Annotated in this window: 11 protein-coding genes and 2 pseudogenes; 6 read left to right on the top strand and 7 right to left on the bottom strand. The window is 49.3% G+C overall.

The genetic code is table 11. The features are described 5' to 3' along the window. Positions 1-17: 17 nt before the first annotated feature. A complete protein-coding gene (locus BZG80_RS12780) occupies positions 18-995 on the bottom strand; it encodes a helix-turn-helix transcriptional regulator (protein ID WP_077679516.1) in 978 nt (325 codons plus the stop codon). A 224-nt stretch (positions 996-1,219) separates the two neighbouring features. Here BZG80_RS12780 and BZG80_RS12775 point away from each other — a divergent pair, with 224 nt between their 5' ends. After that, positions 1,220-1,855 (top strand): GGDEF domain-containing protein, encoded by a 636-nt coding sequence (locus tag BZG80_RS12775; RefSeq protein WP_077679515.1) that lies wholly within the window; start codon positions 1,220-1,222, stop codon positions 1,853-1,855. A 216-nt stretch (positions 1,856-2,071) separates the two neighbouring features. Further along, positions 2,072-3,676 (top strand): ABC-F family ATPase, encoded by a 1,605-nt coding sequence (locus BZG80_RS12770; RefSeq protein ID WP_021023270.1) that lies wholly within the window; start codon positions 2,072-2,074, stop codon positions 3,674-3,676. Between the two features lie 73 nt (positions 3,677-3,749). Here the strand turns inward: BZG80_RS12770 and BZG80_RS12765 are convergent, their stop codons facing one another. Genes BZG80_RS12765 through BZG80_RS12745 form a run of 5 tightly spaced genes read right to left on the bottom strand, consistent with a single transcriptional unit; the run spans position 3,750 to position 12,332 of the window. Further along, positions 3,750-4,328 carry an Lcl C-terminal domain-containing protein gene (locus BZG80_RS12765; RefSeq protein ID WP_077679514.1) on the bottom strand — a complete coding sequence of 193 codons (579 nt, stop codon included), beginning with the start codon at positions 4,326-4,328 and terminating at the stop codon, positions 3,750-3,752. Next, positions 4,328-5,791 carry an Lcl domain-containing protein gene (locus tag BZG80_RS12760; RefSeq protein ID WP_077679513.1) on the bottom strand — a complete coding sequence of 488 codons (1,464 nt, stop codon included), beginning with the start codon at positions 5,789-5,791 and terminating at the stop codon, positions 4,328-4,330. The genes BZG80_RS12765 and BZG80_RS12760 overlap by 1 nt, the downstream gene beginning before the upstream one ends. Positions 5,792-5,837: 46 nt before the next feature. After that, the gene (locus tag BZG80_RS12755) at positions 5,838-8,111 is read right to left on the bottom strand and encodes a proprotein convertase P-domain-containing protein (protein WP_077679512.1); all 2,274 of its coding nucleotides are present in this window, start codon (positions 8,109-8,111) and stop codon (positions 5,838-5,840) included. A 9-nt stretch (positions 8,112-8,120) separates the two neighbouring features. After that, positions 8,121-10,289, bottom strand: coding sequence for a TonB-dependent hemoglobin/transferrin/lactoferrin family receptor (locus tag BZG80_RS12750; RefSeq protein WP_077679511.1), 2,169 nt, complete (start codon positions 10,287-10,289; stop codon positions 8,121-8,123). Positions 10,290-10,301: 12 nt separating this feature from the next. Beyond that, entirely contained in the window at positions 10,302-12,332 is a 2,031-nt protein-coding gene (locus BZG80_RS12745) for a prolyl oligopeptidase family serine peptidase (protein ID WP_077679510.1), read from the bottom strand. A gap of 165 nt (positions 12,333-12,497) precedes the next feature. On the opposite strand from BZG80_RS12745, the gene rrtA reads away from it, so the two are divergent. The 3 genes from rrtA (at position 12,498) to BZG80_RS12730 (ending at position 14,739) form a co-directional block, all read left to right on the top strand. Then, a complete protein-coding gene (rrtA, locus tag BZG80_RS12740; RefSeq protein WP_077679509.1) occupies positions 12,498-13,103 on the top strand; it encodes a rhombosortase in 606 nt (201 codons plus the stop codon). Between the two features lie 87 nt (positions 13,104-13,190). Next, a complete protein-coding gene (locus tag BZG80_RS12735; RefSeq protein ID WP_077460594.1) occupies positions 13,191-13,673 on the top strand; it encodes a DUF2780 domain-containing protein in 483 nt (160 codons plus the stop codon). Positions 13,674-13,842: 169 nt separating this feature from the next. Continuing rightward, positions 13,843-14,739: a DMT family transporter gene (locus BZG80_RS12730; protein ID WP_025744670.1), complete on the top strand. Its 897-nt coding sequence runs from the start codon at positions 13,843-13,845 to the stop codon at positions 14,737-14,739. Between the two features lie 251 nt (positions 14,740-14,990). Here BZG80_RS12730 and BZG80_RS15990 read toward each other — a convergent pair. Continuing rightward, positions 14,991-16,727: pseudogene (locus BZG80_RS15990) on the bottom strand (methyl-accepting chemotaxis protein). Positions 16,728-17,042: 315 nt separating this feature from the next. Here BZG80_RS15990 and BZG80_RS12720 point away from each other — a divergent pair. Continuing rightward, positions 17,043-17,932: pseudogene (locus tag BZG80_RS12720) on the top strand (metallophosphoesterase); the annotation flags it as partial.

The following is a 17,932-nucleotide window of genomic DNA, read 5'->3' as shown; positions in this document are numbered from 1 at the left end:
ACAATTCAATGCAAGGCTTATTCTTCACAGACAGCGATCGTGTCTTTCATCGCGACGCCCCATACCAACTCCCCAAATCCATCAAGCCAGTGGGTAAGTTGTTGCGAGCGGATGACCGTGGCGGTGACTTGATAATGATCGTCGTGCTCGGTCATGGTTTGATCGGAAGACAGTGGCGTTTCTTGTAAATAGTGGCCGGCGCTTTTTTTAATGTTAAAGGTCAGTGAGCAGCGCTCGCCTTCTCCAAAACCAAACCGGCCATCGTCGTCGTATTTTTTTAGATCAAAATCTGGTGGCGGCGTAAATGGGAATTTAGACACATTGGCACGGTTAATGCGGTGAACCGCTATGCTGCGTTCATTGTCGTAGCCCTCGAACCGGCATACTAAATATAAGCGTGGGCCTTGTTGCGCGAGGCCGAGTGGATAAACCCGTTGGCCGGTTTTTTGTTGCTGTTTGGCGTTGTAGTAATCGAGGATCAGCGGATAGTCATTGTAGAGTGCGTCAGTAACATTTTTAAAAACCTCGTCACTCATCTTGGGGGGGAGCAACGGCTGGGTCTCGCTGACCACACGCACTTTCTTGGTCCAGGCGCGCGCTTTTTCGGCATCACCCGTCGGGTTCAATTCACAGCGCGCTGCCGCAAACATGGTACTGAGTGATTCGGTAACATTAGCCGGCAACAAGTTGGTGAGGTAGTTTTCAGCCAGCGACAACAATAACGCCTCTTGCGTGGATAACTTGCCGTTGCTCAGCTCTGGGGCATAGCGCGATAACCGATAGCCATAAGGCTTGCTAGCATCATCACACTCGGCAAACCCTTCCTCGCAAAGCATCTCTAAGTTACGTTGAATGGTACGGATATTGCGCTCTATCCCATCGCTTGCAACGGCTTTTTGTAGATCGCCTGCGGTTTGTTTTATCCGATGTGAAAGGTGGCGCAATAACAAGAATGCGAGCCTTAGCGAGTCACTTTTAGGCGGACGGGTTGTCATAAATGTTTCGCTGTCTAATGATGTTTCCACTATTATTTACCTGCCTATTTTCACAAACAAGCCGCGATCGCGGTTCCATTTCATAACTGAGCCTACCATCACAAAAAGGCAAAATGTGTCGCATATAAAACAATCAGTTAAACCGATTTAATCAGACACATTCTGTCGCACCGTACCGATAAAGTGGCGTCATACCTGGTTAGGGTGCGTAAAGGAATATAGTCATGAACGATGTGCTAGAACAAGCCAAAACGCTGATAAACGATGACACCAAAACCATTAAACAACTGCGTTATCAGGTGGGTCAGTGTGAACAATTAATTGCCGCGTTAGAAACCGAAAACCAGCGCTTGGTCGATCAGTTGGGGCATTTGGTACAAAAGCTCAATACCGATGACATGACAGGCCTTGCCAATCGGTATCATCTCGAAGCCAGCTTCAATACACTGCTAAGCCAACCTCAATGCCACCAGTTGGCACTGGTGTTTATCGATATGAATAAGTTGAAGGCGGTGAATGATCAATACGGCCACCTGATGGGTGACCAGGCTATTTGTCACCTTGCTACACTGCTCGCCGATAATACGCACGAGGGGATCGCGGCGCGCTTTGGCGGGGATGAGTTTGCGGTGTTATTGCCCAACACCACACACGCGGCTGCCACTGATTGGGCCCAGTCACTGGTAATGCAACTGGCTCATTCACCACTCCTGATTGATCAACGCCCGCATTATTTGAGCTTTAGTTTTGGTGTGAGCGACATGCGTGCGGATAATGCCCCTCAGTTAACCAGCAGTAAAACCGCGTTGGATCAGTTAATTCGTCAAGCGGATACACGTATGCTCACTCGCAAGGCCTAACACCATAGACATCACAAGATAAAAGCCATTACATCACAAGGTGATAACCAGCATCGCCTTGTGATTCTTCACCATTAATCTGTTAATTCCATCACACTTCTGTACAATGCGCGCTCAGTCATATTTATCTTTACACCCTCCTCGCTTGGCCGTGAGTCAGATGCTTTGTTGGCATGACTACACGCCCTGGTTGAGCACATTCGCTAGGAACGTCTTTTGATTTCAATCGCCAATATCACCATGCAGTTTGGTGCCGAGCCGCTATTCGAAAACATCTCTGCCAAATTTGGTAACGGTAACCGCTACGGATTGATCGGAGCCAACGGCTGTGGCAAATCCACCTTGATGAAAATCATGAGTGGCGCGCTCACGCCTACCGCAGGCAATGTGTCCATCACGCCAGGACAAACCTTGGGCGAGCTTAGCCAAGATCAATTTGCCTATGAGCAATACTCAGTGATTGATGCGGTGATGATGGGCGATCGCAAGCTGTGGGAAATCAAACAAGAGCGTGAGCGCATTTATTCTTTGCCGGAAATGAGCGAAGAAGATGGCATGGCCGTCGCAGAGCTAGAAAGCCAGTTCGCGGAAATGGACGGTTATACCGCCGAGAGCCGTGCTGGCGATATTCTGCTGCAAGCGGGGATTGAAGAAGAGCTGCACTTTGGCCTGATGTCGCAAGTGGCACCGGGTTGGAAATTACGGGTGCTGCTTGCCCAGGCTTTGTTTGCGAATCCTGATATTTTGCTGTTGGATGAACCGACCAACAACTTGGATATTCATACCATCAACTGGTTGGCCGGTGAGCTGCAACAGCGCCAGTGCACCATGATTATCATTTCTCACGATCGTCACTTCTTGAACGCCACGTGCACCCACATGGCCGATATCGACTTTGGCGAGCTACGTGTATATCCAGGCAACTACGATGACTTTGTCGCCGCATCTAGCTTGGCACGCGAGCAACTGTTGTCGAGCAACGCGAAAAAAGAAGCGGAGCTTAGTGAGCTGCAAGACTTCGTGAATCGCTTTGGTGCCAATGCCTCTAAAGCTAAGCAAGCCAGTTCACGCGCCAAACGCATGGAAAAGATCCAGCTTGATGAAGTCAAAGCGTCTAGCCGTGTGCACCCTTACATTCAATTTACCGAAAGCAAAAAACTCCACCGTCAAGCGGTCGAATTACGCGAGGTTGGCCATACCTTTGACGAGACAGCTTTATTTAAAAACGGTCACTTTTTGCTTGAAGCGGGCTCGCGCCTGGCGATCATTGGCGAAAATGGTGTGGGTAAAACCACCCTGTTGCGTTGTTTAGTGGGCGAGCTTGCGCAAAGCGAAGGCACAATTAAATGGTCAGAAAACGCATCCATTGGTTACTGTGCGCAAGATAACAGTGCCGAGTTTGATAACGATCTCACCGTGTTTGAGTGGATGTCGCAATGGCGTACGGCCAAGCACGATGATTTGATTGTTCGTGGCATTTTGGGTCGCTTGTTGTTCTCAGCAGATGATGTGAACAAAAAAGCGAAAAGCTGCTCAGGGGGCGAGAAAAACCGCCTGATGTTCGGCAAGCTGATGATGCAAGATATCAATGTGATTGTGATGGATGAACCCACCAACCACATGGATATGGAAGCCATCGAATCACTCAATAAAGGCCTAGAGCAATTCCCAGGCACTTTGATTTTTGTCAGCCACGACCGTGAATTTGTTTCCTCATTGGCGACCGATATCATTGAGATCAAAGACCAACAATTGATCCACTTTAACGGCAGTTACGATGAGTATCTCGCCCACTTAGAAAAAGTACGTGCGGTGGCTTGATCACCTCGGTTATCGATCACTAATGACGATTCACTCGCCCCAGCCACATACCATGTCGCTGGGGCGATCTCTTTTACTGGTCTGTTACTAGCAGTACACTGCCCTCAAGCTGCGTCGGCCCGTAAGCAAATATCTCCGCGTTACGCACGTCAAACATCAAAATCGTATTATCCGCTTGCACATGGCTATTGCTCCACACGTAAGCGCGAACGTCTCCGGTACCATATCCTTCCTCAGCAGTTGAATACGGGAAACCTTCGGCAAATGCCTTCGGGTTGAGCGCGGGTTTCATGCAGGCATGTTCAGCCAATGATACTAGCTCTTTAATATTGGGCATACGCCATTGCGTGTGACCGGCAAACTGATGAAGCGGGTGCGCTTGGCTTTGATTGATCGCCTGCACTTCATTAAGTGCGGCTTGCCAATACATTCCGGTGCCGTCGCCACGACACGCCTGTTGTTCGGCTTGCCAGGTTTTACCCAGTGGGCAACGCATCCAAGTTAATCCGGTAAAGGTGTCCGTTACCGTGCCATTATCATCAAAGCTGTAACGGACATTCGGTGCCGTTTTGGTTAAATCAATCGAGCATTCTTGGCCTGCCCATGCAGTTGCAGATGCGAAGATACTGGCGGCAATGATCAGTTTGTTCATTATTTTTCTCCTTGGGCGACAAGACGAATAGGCAGTTGCCATGAGGTGTAGTCAGAATCGACCTGATCGCTATAGATCTCGAGCGATACTGTAGTGCCACGATCACTGCCTCGCGTTTGCGGCAGCTGGATATAGCGCGCACCCGGCGTCGCAAATGCGGTATATTCGGTTAAGAAAGCGGTGGAAGACCACAACAAGCCGGCATCGTATTCACTGGCAGAGGATTGATGAGGGAAATACCCCGTATCGAGCCCATAAACACGCCCATCGCTGTCGGTTTGTGTCTCGCCGAAATCAATCAGGCTATAAAGTTCAACAAAGGTGGGTAAGCGCCATTGATCAATGCCACAGATCTGTTGCTGATTTAGGTACGCTTGGTATTGGGCAGTGGTGCAAATACCCTCAGCGTCTTTGCAGCCTGTCGCCTCAATATCTTTGCCAAACGGTTCGAACTGCCCAGGCACTTGATAGGCAAAAAGGCGATCAACGTATCGGGGGGATTGAGGGTCCGTCTGTTTGCTCTCCCATACCAGTCCGCTGCGATTATCTTGCACGCAATCCCACGTGGTCGCGCTATCGGGTAAAGGCTGACCGTTGCCATCCAGTTTGGTGAGGCTAAACCCACCTTCCGTTGCATCAAAACCATAGTCAGCATCTTGACCGGGGTAGTCGTCAGGCGCGGTGGTAACATTCCCGCTGTCGGAATAATAGCTAACAATGCCGGTATCGTTCACAGGACGCATTTGAGTCCGTTCATCCAACTCAACCAAAATCGCGTTCAGCTCAGCATCGCTCGGGGCACCTTTAAGTAAAACATCCGCGTAACGCGCCAATTCACCGCTTAGTAGCGCTAGCATGCGATTCGCCCGCGTAGGCGTCATGCCCGATATCAGCGATAAAACGTTATTTTCAAGCTGTACAAAACGGTTATCCGCTCCGTTGGTAAGCAAGTCTGCTTGCGTCGTGACGCCCATCGCCTCGAATTGCTCACGTAAATGAGCGACAGCATCTTGATAGGCATCCCCTGCCGCCATGTTGCTAGCGACCAGTGTGCTGATCACATTGATCTCATTGCCGGTAGTCTTGCGCACGCCGGGAGCAACAAGGAATGCATTCGCTTGGCGAGGCGCGTCAGTCTGCGCTCCCATTCGTTGCGACGATAACGTGGTCACGCCGGTGTCGATTTGCGCGACAATCGGCGAGGACAAGATCGCTTTATCGGCGCTGGTGAGAGTAAACGCCCCCTGCTCCGCTTGTGTGGTGGGTTCGTTGGCGTTACAGGCAAAGTCACCATTTAAATCCGCACAAACGGTTTCATTACCGGTGGCATTGGTGGCGCTAATGGTACCAGAGACGCTGTAGGTCGGCGCAATCGAGTCGCTTGCACTCGTTTCTGATCCAGAACCATTACAGCCTGCCAGTAGCAATGCACTGGCGAGTAGAGAGTAGTTAAATTTCATCATATCTATCTTTTTAATAAGGGTGTTAAGGTGATTGAATAACGCGCTATCAGGACTCGCCCTTTCGTGCTCGCCAGCCGCCCCAAAGCAAGCCCACCAGCAGCAGTGGCCATGACAACGCGCCGCCTCCCGAGCTAGCGGTGTCTAGAGCATCCTCGGTGCTAAGGTCGGTATCTTGGCAATCGAATCCCGTCACGCGTCCCACTTGCCATGCCACCAGCTCACCACTGCTGCCTTGGGCATAGTCTGTCACTTCAAGACGCCAACTCCCCGCTAGGGGTTCGCCATCAAAGGCTTGTAAAAGATCGTCGTGCTGGCTGGTCCAATAGCGCACTAAGTCATTGCTCTGACGGGCGGTATTGGCATGTAACGTCACCCGTGAGCCTGCGGGGGAGACAAGAACAACGCGTAAATCTGATGGGCTGGCATGGTTGATATGGACATACACGCCAAGATCGGCACGAATGGCATTCGCGTCATCATTAATAATGAAGTTAAAACTCTTGAAACCATTGTTTTGAGCGCCATTACTGGCCACCGATGCATCCGGCAAGGTCGCATTCAGGGTTTGGCGCGATTGGGTGAGTTGAGGCAAGCCTTTAATCACCGTCAAACTGTCTCGCCATTGATGGGTTTGCAACGTGTCATCAAATTGATAGTCAATTCGCGCCTCAAGAGTCAGCGGCTGACCGCATTGCGCCGCAGGCGGTAGAGGGATAGAAAACGACTGAGCCTGATCGAGTGATTGATTAATGGACGTGGGCGCTCCACCCTCCACCTGAATATCACCACGCACTGAGGCTGTGCGCCCTTGTGGTGTTAAGCGTGTGTGGATCGCCGCCGTATCGGCAACATAACGCTGGCTCGTTTCAAAGCGAAACGGTGCTTTGAGCAAACCGTGTTTTTCAAAGTTCGCTTTCAACAAGGCTGCATAGTCGCGTGATGGATAATAAGTTTTAGCCACATAGAGCATGCTTTCTGCCAGATCGTGCATTTTCATGCCCCGGCCTAGCCCAAACATCGATTCCAGCACCAAGGTATCCATCTCTTTAAAAGCGGGTTCACCATACAGTGCGACGGCTTGCTTGAGGGTTTGGAACAAAGGCGTCGACCAAAGCTCATCCCCTAATTCACCACCAACGTTTTCGTGCGCGCGGTATTCACTGCTTTCAAAATAGCGCGCTTTTTGATTCCACAAACTGCGCGTACCTTGCTTAAAACCGAAATAACCATCCCAGTTAAAGACGGTATCAATCTCGAAGTCATCACCTTGTTGATACAAGGTACGATAGCTGGCAGAGCCCGCCCAATAGTCAGCAAATCCCTCACCCAAGGCGCCAGTGTGGCCATACGCCCAGTCGGGCAAAATATGGTAGTGAATACCGTGGGCCAGCTCATGGACCACGACATCGGCGTCAAGTGTATCGGGCGAGCCAGACGCCCCAAACATCACAGCGTTAGGACCCACATAGTAAGACGAGTTGTTCGAACTTAAGGCGTGAGCATCAAAACGTACCGGACCATCAAATAATGAATACCCTAACGAGGACACATATTGCAGGGACTTATCCAAATGATAAAACGCCATCATTTGTGCAAAGTCTTGACTATCAAAAGGCAACGCTGTGAGCGAAGCATGGCTCGCAAACTGTGTGACACCGTCCGGATTTAAAAACGAGACACTGTCACTTTTCTGCCATTGTCCAGACTCAGGGTTTTTGTCTTCAAAGGCGATAGCATCAACGGCTTGGACTCTGGGATTACTCAGGTAGAGGGTGCCGCCCACATCCAATAAAGAGACATCACGCATAACAAAGCGTGGCGCGTGGGGATAATCCGCCAGCGTTGTCCAGAGCGTCTCGGGGGCGGGCTGTTTGTCCATACTACGCAGATCCGGATCAACCACATTGACGGTGCGCGTCACTAACTCTCCGTCTGATAGCGCTGGCGGCGCATTCGCGATCAGGCGACGCGGGATCTCAATAGCCGCCTCTTTCACTGCCTCACCCTGTCGGATCATGGTATCGGTTAGGCTTTTATACACCCGAGTCACCAAACCGTGTTTGTCGGTATGTAACACCAACGTACGCTGCGGCTGATACTCGCCACCACGGTAAATATCAAAGTTATACTGACGACCAAGCAAACTGCTGGTTTGGTAGCGCAACGACAGCTCCCCGACTGACGGATAATGCGTGCGCAAATACTGCTGTGCTTGAGTGGCATCACTTGCTTGATAATTGCCCGCAGGGTAATCCCATTCCCCTGCCATGGCATTGGCACTGGCAAGTACCAACGCCACAAGACTGATCGCTGATTTCATGGTTCTTCCTTAAAACGCATAACGTGCATTGAGGGTGAAGTAACGACCGGGCTCGGTCGAAAAACGGGTTTGTGACTCAGAAATACCGGCAACGTCTTGATAACGAATGTATTCGCGGTCTAACACGTTATAGACATTGAGATTGATAGAAGCATGAGACGAGAACTGATAGCCCAAGCCAAGGTCAACGCTCGCCCAGCCAGACGTCTGAGCACACTCAGTGCGGGTGCCTAACTCGGTGTAACACATGGGCGTGCGGGTCATCTGATCTGCCCAGTTCAAACGGGTATAACCGTTAAACGATTGGTTATCGAAGTGAAGCGATAGGCTGCCTTCGAGGGGGGCTAAGTTGCGAACATACTCGTCATTGTCGTCTTGATCGGAGATCCAGCCGATCTGACTTTTCGCTTGCCATTGATCGGTAAATGCATAGGCCGCTGATGCCTCAACGCCATACGTTTTTACACCATCAAGGTTTTCATAGCGTTTCTCAAACAGGCCGGTTTCCGTATTAAAGCCCTGATCGGCAATATCAATAAACTGGCTAAACCGGTTGTAATATGCCGCGGTATACAAGCGGAGCTTGCCGTCATCATATTTAGCCCCGAGCTCAAAACTATCGCTGGTTTCCGCGTCAAGCGACGGATTGGGCAACACCACAAATGGCGTCACCGGCACAGAGGCGTGGTTAGAGTAGCCATAGCTTTTGTCGTATTCAGGCGCTCGATAACCATGCTTATAAGTGAGGTAGGTATTGAACGCGGGCGTCCAGTGATAGGCCACCGAAGCACTGGGCGATAACGCTGCACTGTTATTGTCCGCCACACTTGCCATGCCAATGGCTTGGGGATCGTCTGCGCTTAATCGGTACGCATCAGCACGTAGACCCAGCATTACACGCCACTGCCCGATACTCATTGCATCTTGCGCATAAACACCTAACGCATAACTCCGTGCTGGCGCGAACGGTTGCGTATCACTCACCGTTACGCCGTTCCAATCGAGAGTCGTTTTCGTCACAGGGCGTTCATGGTAAGCCGTTTCTAACACACCACCGTACACCAGCGTATGCACCACGTCTCCGCTGATTTGCTCAGCGTTGGCATCTACCGACCAACCGATTGACTGGTCTTGAAAAAGGCGATCATCCAGCACCCGACGTTGCTCATTGATCCCCATGTTCCAGCGAGTCATCAAACGGTTCGTGTTCTGGGTAAAATCGGTATTTCGGTAATAGAGCTTGGTGTTGAGGGTTTCTAACCAAGGCTGCTGGGCGTGATATTCACTGCCAAGCCAAAATTGCGTGGTTTCGATTTGTTCGGCTTGATCAAACGTTTTGATATCCCACTTACCGTCAGGTTGAATCGATGCTGTCCCTTCTTGTCGCGATGCATCTTCACGGTAGAGCTTGGCTCGAGCACTTAGCTTCCAACGATCGGAGACATAATGATCCAGACGCAACGACGCACTGCCACCATCCAAAGTACGGTTGTACAAATCTTGCTGGTAATTACGGGTTTCTTCCCCTTCCCAATAGCTCACATCGAGCAACGCACTGGTATCACCATGACGGAGCGCGAGACGACTGCCGACTCGGCCTTTATCACTGAGCTCGCTGTAGGTAACTTGCGCGTCGGCGAACAGATCCTTGTTGCGGAGGAGATCGTCCGCGGACAGCGATGTCACGATCACAGCACCGCCTAATGCACCTGAACCGTAACTGGTTGAGCTAGCGCCTTTCACGACTTGGATTTGCTTGGCGCTTGCGATATCAAAGGAATTACGCCCTGCTTTATCGTTCAAATCAGCGGCACCGAATCCATCCGCGACTGGAACGCCATCTTCCACAATCAAGATACGGTTACCGGACATGCCGCGAATAGTGATGTTTTGAGGGCGACCTGCTCCGCCTGTCACACTGACACCCGGTTCGTTTGTCAGTGCATCATAGAGCTCAGTGGCGCCCTTTTTTTGGATATCTTCGCCACGATAAATGGCGACCGAACCCGCTGTATCGGACGGTAATTCAGCAAATTTATTGGCTGTGACGACCACCGTCTCAACATGGGGATTAGTCGCGTCACCAGAGGTATTCTCCTCGGTGTTGACAGAATTGGCGTGCACGGTGCCAGTAGCCAGTGCCGTCAGCACTGCCACAGAGACAGAAGACAATTTCATTTAATACTCCGGTTAGTTCACACGCTTCAGTTGGTGTAAGAGAAAGGCATAGTCGGTCGCTTGTTGCGTCAGCCCATGACGCGCATCGGCTTGGTGGCCACGGGAAAAATCTGTCAACAACAAATATGGGCCCGATCGGGTGCTGGTTGCGGCTAAATGCGAAAGGTATTGCGCCCCTTCCCAAAAAGGCACACGCTGATCATCCCAGCCGACACGCACCAGCATAGGGGGATAAGGTTTTTGCTGGATGTTGCGCAAAGGATCATAGCCTTGCATAACCTCGCGCTGATCGCTTTGCGCAGGATTGCCCCATTCTTGGTATTGCTGTGCCGTTAACGGCAACGCCGGGTTGGCCATACTACCCAGCACATCGACAAACGGAACATTGAGGCTAGCGGCAGCAAACGTTGCGGGCGCTTGGTTAAGTGCCGCGGCAACCAAGGTACCGCCAGCGCTTGAGCCCACAGCCGCGACTACACGCTGTCCGTCTTGATAACGGCCCATCGCTTTGGCGACATCAATAAAATCTTGGATGCCATGCTTTTTATTCATCCCGCTGCCCGCTTGGTGCCATGTTGCACCGTAATAGCCACCGCCACGCACATGCGCAATTGCATAGATGACGCCTCGGTCCATTAGCGAGACAGTTTGCGGCATAAAATACGGCTTCATGGTAAAGCCATACGCGCCATACCCATACAGCACGACTGGCGATGACGGAGTCAGCGCATCTTTGCGGTATGCCAACGTAACAGGAATACGATGCGGTCCAACGTACAAGCGTTCAGAGTGATAACGAGATGCATCAAAGTCGGGGTAATGATCGGCACTGACTTCACGACGTGTGCCGGATTTTAGATCCAGCGCTTCCCATCTTGGTGGCTGTACGAGCGACATACTGCGAATAAGCAACTGATTGCTAGCATAGTCGCCTCCGCGCGCAAACCAAGCGACCTTCCCTTGTGCCGCCAAAGGCTGCTTAACCACGCGCTCACCGTCCGCATTAAGTAAGATAAACCACTGCTCACCCTCGTACTGTTGGGTGAGGACAATGCCATCTTCGAAAAGGTAAAACGTGTTTAACTCAGCGCCCGGCTCGGCAGCATAAACGATGTGCCAATCATTCGGTGTCGCGACGGCAGCGCGATAAAACTGCTTGGTTCCTTGGTGATTGCTCAGCATCCATAACGCATCATCCGTCTTATCGAGGTAGTATTCGACATCCGGTTGACGCGCTTTGAGCGGTGCAGACAGGCTGCCATCATTCAGACGGAGTAGACGCTGTTCGGTCGACGATTCATTGTTGACTTGCACAATAGCCGTATCTGTGTGGCTAGCACGGTATACCGACAACAACCAAGCAGGATCGACTTCTTCATACACCAAGCTATCGCCACCGGTAGTGCCTATTTCATGGCGGAACAACTGGCTGGGACGCGCAGTTTTCGCCTCTTTGCCGACATAGTAGAGCTGCTGATTATTCGGCGACCAGATGACAGATGCATCAGCCCCGGTGGCAATAATATCGGCTTGCCCTGATTGGCGGTTGATCAGCACGATGCGGTAGTCTTCCTCACCGTGAATATCCTCGGTAATGGCGAGCCATTGTCCATTGGGACTTAACGACCAACTCCCTAGCTGGTAATACGCATGCTCAGCCGCTCGCGCCTCAATGTTGAGCAATGTCGATGCTTTTTCGCTACCTGCTTCTTTTTCGCTGGCGGCTTTGCGCATACGCAGCACGCGCTCACCATTAACCCGTGTTTGTAAAAACTCGCGACTATCGCGCGCTAACCAAGGTTCGGAACCGGTTTGCGGTGTACGCTCCCATTCACTCAATAGCTCATCACGAAGCGATTGACTCGCCATCAGCGACTGTTGCGCATGCTGATTTTGGCGTTCCAGATATGCCCGAATTTTATCCTGTTGTTGCGTCACATTTTGCAGCCACGAAAATGACGACAACGTATTCGTTTCATCATCGCTATGGCTCAATGGCGACACAAACATAAGCCCGATTAACAGCGCATTCACTAACTTCATGTTATACAAACATTAAATTGGGGGTGAGTTCAGGGCGTGAATCATAGATGCAAATACGATTGAGATCAATTATCACTTGTATTGAACTTTGAGAAAGATCTCATTCAGTCATATTGCCTGCGATAAGCCGTTGTTATTAAATCGCTGACAAGATATAAGGCTGTGATGAAACCAAGGCAACCTATCATCTTATCCGCATCTGTCCGGCCACTTTTCTTACTGATAATCGTCGCGCTAGCATGTGTTTGGGCTCATTACACGTCAATCGCTGAGACATGGATTTGGCAGCGAAATGCGCTGATATCCGGTCAGTGGTGGCGATTCGTTACAGGCAATCTGGTTCATCAAAACCTTTTTCATTTGTCGGTCAATATGGCGGGATTGGTCGTATTCGGCCTCATTTTTTATCGCCACATCAACGCTAGTACCTTCGCTTGGCTGCTATTGTGGCTTGCTTGTGTGGTGGGTCTGGTGATGTGGTGGGGCCCCTATCAGCAGTACATGGGGCTGTCTGGCGTATTGTACGGTTTGTTTATGTTTGGGGGATTAAGCACGATTCGCACCCCAAGCGGAAAATGCATCGCTTTAATCACGGGTATAAAATGTGTGGCTGATGCCTTGTTGGGTCAAGCTCTGCCCATGCGTGCCGCATTGGGTATCGATATTGCTCACCTCGCTCATGGCGGGGGGATTATGGGGGCGCTGGTCTTTTTTTACATCAAATCACTAATACGTAATTGCTTTGCTCATCATGGTCAAACACAACACTGACTACTTCAACGCGGATTTCTTTCATTCAGCGGCAAGTCCCGCTATACCTAGAGTAACGTGCTTATTCTTTATAACGAGCGAGGGATCATGAAATACGCGGCCACACTGTTAACGCTTTCCAGTCTTCTTCTTACCACTCCGAGCTATGCCCTTTTCGGCCAGGGCGATAAAACCACTGATGTGATGACGCAAATGGCAACCCAATTTGCCGGTGATGAGGTAAGCCAATCTCCGCTCGTTAAATCGATCACTGAACAAGTGGATGTGAGCCCAGCTCAAGCAACAGGTGGCGCCGGGGCCTTACTCGCCATGGCAGCGAATGGCCTCACCGGCAGCGATCAACAAGAGCTTGCAAGTTTACGCCCTGATTTATCGTCGCTTTCGTCATTACTCGGAGACAATGCGAGTGCGGGTGGCATCGGTTCAATGGGTGATGTGTATCGTGCAGCAGAAAAACTTGGTATCGACGCGGCCACGTTAAAGCAGTTTGTGCCGGTTGTGCTCGACTATTTGGGCCAACAAGGCGCGAGCGATGGATTGCTAAGCTCGCTAACCCAACTTTGGCCATAGCGCGACGTTACTTAAACACCGATTAAATCACTCCGTCGCCGCATGCCTCGGCAGTTTAAACAACGACAACGCGCGGCAATCGCTGACGCGGGTTTATTTATCGAATCATCAAGCAAAGCGCACCGAGACGCGTTATCATAGTCGCCCTGTTGTTTAAGTTTGTATGATTATGCCTGCCTTCTCTTTCTCTGCGATCCCAGTTGGGATCCGCTTTATGCTTCTGTCTGCGCTTGGCTTTGCCTTGATGTCCGCCTGTGTGAAATACGTGGCTGTCAATGGTATCCCGGTATTTGAGATTGTCGCCGCCCGAGCACTGGTGTCGCTCATCATCAGCTACACCGATGTGAAACGTAAAGGCCTGTCGGTATGGGGTAACAATAAGCAACTCCTGTTGCTGCGTGGTGTACTCGGTACAGCCGCGCTGATGTGTGTGTATTATGCGGTCACGACTTTACCCTTAGCCGAAGCCACTGTTTTGCAATACACTCACCCGGTGTTTACTGCTGTGCTTGGGTTGGTGTTACTCAAAGAGCGATTACAAGGCGCCACGTTGGTGTGTATTGCGCTTTGTTTAATCGGGCTTTACGTGATGGTGCAACCTAACCTTAACGGTAATATTGCGGAGGCCTTGCCCACGTTTAGCGTGATTATTGCGCTTCTGGGGGCATTAGGCAGCTCAATGGCTTATGTGATTGTGCGTAAACTCAGCCGCACCGAAGACAGCTCGGTAATTATTTTGTACTTTCCCATGGTTGCCCTACCCGTCGCGACCGTGCTGATGTGGCCACAGTTCGTGATGCCAAGTTTATCGCTCACATTGCTATTGGTTTTAGTCGGTGTATTTACCCAGGTTGGCCAGTATGGACTCACCAAAGCCATGCAAACCCAACAAGCCGGTGAAGCGTCTGCTTATGCCTATATACAAATTGTGTTCTCAACCTTGCTTGGGGTATGGATCTTTAATGAAGTGCCCTCAATTTGGACCTATCTCGGTGGTGGGTTAATTGTGGCAGGCGCATTATTCAATGCAGTTGGCCATCGCATCTTTCGGCGACGTATCGTATAACACTCGCACATTCAAAGGTTTAATACGAGCAAAACTGGCCTCATTTGAGGCCAGTTTTGGTTTGCTGATCAGGCAAAAACGCGTTAAAGAAGGCTGACTATAATCACCAAGTAGAAAAAAGGCTGTCGTGAGAATGTACGAGTGTGTCAGTGTTTGTCGGTAGATCTCATTGCAATGAGAGAACGTATGAGCGTTTGGACAAAACCGGATTGCTCACTCGAGCAATCCGGTTAACAGTCATCGCCTGTCAATTAGGTACGAATATCCTGAATAGCACCGTTCAATGCGTTAACGTTATCTTTTAAATCAGACACAATCGGGCCCAGTTGATCAATCGCTTCATGCATATCGCTTGATAAGGTTTTTATGTTTGATAAATTGCTCGAGATTTCATCACTGACAGAAAGCTGTTCTTCCGTGGCCGATGCAATCGATGAATTCAGTCTATGGATTTCTATCGCAGATTCTTTGATCGTGCCAAGCGATTCGTTTGCGGTGGTCATATTGTCACGTGTCGATGCAATCTTATCTGCGTTAACACGAATAGTCTGTGTTGATTGTTCCGCCTTACCTTGCAAACCACCGATCATTTCTTCAATCTCTCCAGCAGATTTTTGTGTCCGTTGCGCTAAAGATCTCACCTCGTCGGCCACAACCGCAAAGCCACGACCTTGATCGCCTGCTCGCGCCGCTTCGATGGCCGCGTTTAGCGCTAAGAGGTTGGTTTGCTCTGCAATGCCTTTAATCACATCAAGTACATTACCTACATTAGTGGATTCATCGGCAAGCTCTTGGATCACCTCCGATGTCTTTTTGAATTCAGTTTCTAAACTGCCAAACTCGACCATGGTTTTATCGAACACATCTTTACTGGTGGTGGTTTCTTTCTAGGTACTACCTGCGTACTTTTCTGCCATGGAGGTGTTCTCCGCTACCGTGGCAAGGGCGGAGGTCATTTCTTCCATGGCCGTGGCACCCATCTCGAGCTCTTGGTTTTGCTGGTTAGATATTTTGGCATTTTTACTGGTAATATCGACCAAACTATCCGTAATCTGAGCGATCATATGATTAACGCTATTAATTTTATCAATGGTCGATGAATAGCTGCCAACGACCTTATTGACTGTGGTACCGATTGTTCCAATTTCATTATTTTTACTATCATCGACACGAAGAGTGAGGTCTGAATCATCATCGATCTTCTTCAGTGTTGAGGCCATTTTGTGTATCGGATTAACCACATTCCTTTTCGTGATCACATAGCCCAAGATAGCAATAATAATCACCACCACTAAAGATATATTTCCGATTAACACTGTCTTTTTAACGCTTGCAGCTGCAGCGTTAAATTGTGTATTCGTTCTCTGTTCTAACGCAATAAAAAAGCTTTCAATCGGCTTCATTATCTTTGCTTTTTCTTTATGGTACTGTTCGCTATGAACGAGATCGATCGCCATTTGTCGGTCAGGCTCACCTCTAACGGTATAGTTGCCACTATTGTCTGCATACAGTCCTTTGACAGCATTCATGGCTTTAACTTCCATGTTAACAAGCCCATCAGAGTTAGCTTGCGCTTTTTTTAGGAGATCAAATTCTTTCTCTGTAAAGCCCAGATCTTGCATACGTTGATTGAGTGAAATCGTTTTTCCGTCGGGTTTAGGTTTTTGCCCATACTCTAAAACCAAATCCCAATAGATGGTGTGGTAATTTACTGGCCGAGGTTTCTCTCCATTACGAATAGCGAGGATATCCATGTACATCTTTTCGTACTTTTCATTGCCGGTAACTGTGTAAGTTCTGCCCAGACGCGTTAAGTCATCAGAGCTTTGTCTTAATTCATCGGCCGTTTGATACGATTCATATCGCACCTGAGCCATTTCATCGACTTTATTCATCAAGCCATTAAGCTGAATGATCGTAAAAAAACTCACCACAATGCCTGCACCAATAATAAAAAACACTAATTTCATGGTGTTATTGATGTTCATACCCATTCCTACCGCCTCTATCACATTTATATCTACTTAAAATTGTTCAATTTCAGCGTAGGACAGAATCATTTCATCGACTTTGAAAAATAAAAGAAAAAGACAAAAAAACCTCAAGCATCTGATTAATATAAAATTAAAGCATGATCTTCGTTGTCACAGGCCTTGTTCTATCCCTGACATTGTTGAAAGAGTGCAACATCTCATAAAAATGTAATCTACTGATATTAACAATCAAAAAGCATGAAGTTAGTCACTCTATGTAGTGCTCATTTCCCTTAAGGTTCGCCTAACTTTTTAAACAGGTACCCTCTGATGAAAAAAAACGCACTCGCTAGTCTGATCATGCTCTCACTCTCGTTCTCCACTCTTGCCGCTGATGGGGATATGCATAATGTCACTATCCTTGGCACATCAGATTTACATGGCCATTTCATGCCATGGGATTACGCGGCAGACAAACTCAATATGCGTGGCAGTTTGAGCCAGATCGCGACCAAGGTAGCGGATATTCGTAGCACCAACAAAAACGTCATCATGGTCGATGCGGGTGACACCATTCAAGGTAACTTTGTCGAGACGTTTAAGGATGAAGCGACAAGTCCAATGATGCTTGGTTTTAACCAAATGGATTATGATATATGGGTCATGGGTAACCACGAGTTTGATTTTGGCTTGGATGTTTTGCAGCGCTCGCTCGATCAATTTGAGGGACAATCACTCGGCGGCAATATTAAACGACCTGACGGCAACCCTTTTTACCCGCTCATACCATCATCGAGCGAAATGGCATCAAAGTGGGTGTAATTGGTATGGATACACCGATGACACAAGTCTTTGCCGAAGGCACCGGGCGACTCGAAGGCGTGACCTTTACCAACCCTTCACTGGAAGTTAAAAAAGTGGTCGAGACACTCAAAAATGATGTCGACGCTCTTATCTTAGTCGCCCACATGGGCCTGGATAATGAAAACGACATTGCGAATACCGGGGTCACAGATATTGCCAATGCCAATCCAGAACTTGATGCGATTGTCGCCGGCCATATGCATACTCGCATTGATAAAGCAGTTGTTAATGGTGTGATCGTGACTGAGCCGGATAAATACGGTCGTGCTCTATCTCGTATTGATCTCTCGTTTGAGGAAAAAAACGGTCAATACACATTGGTTAACAAAGATAGTTTTACTTATAAAATTAAAGGC

Source organism: Salinivibrio sp. MA440 (genome assembly GCF_001996265.1).
Lineage (GTDB): Bacteria > Pseudomonadota > Gammaproteobacteria > Enterobacterales > Vibrionaceae > Salinivibrio > Salinivibrio costicola.
This window is presented reverse-complemented; position numbering and strand designations above follow the sequence as displayed.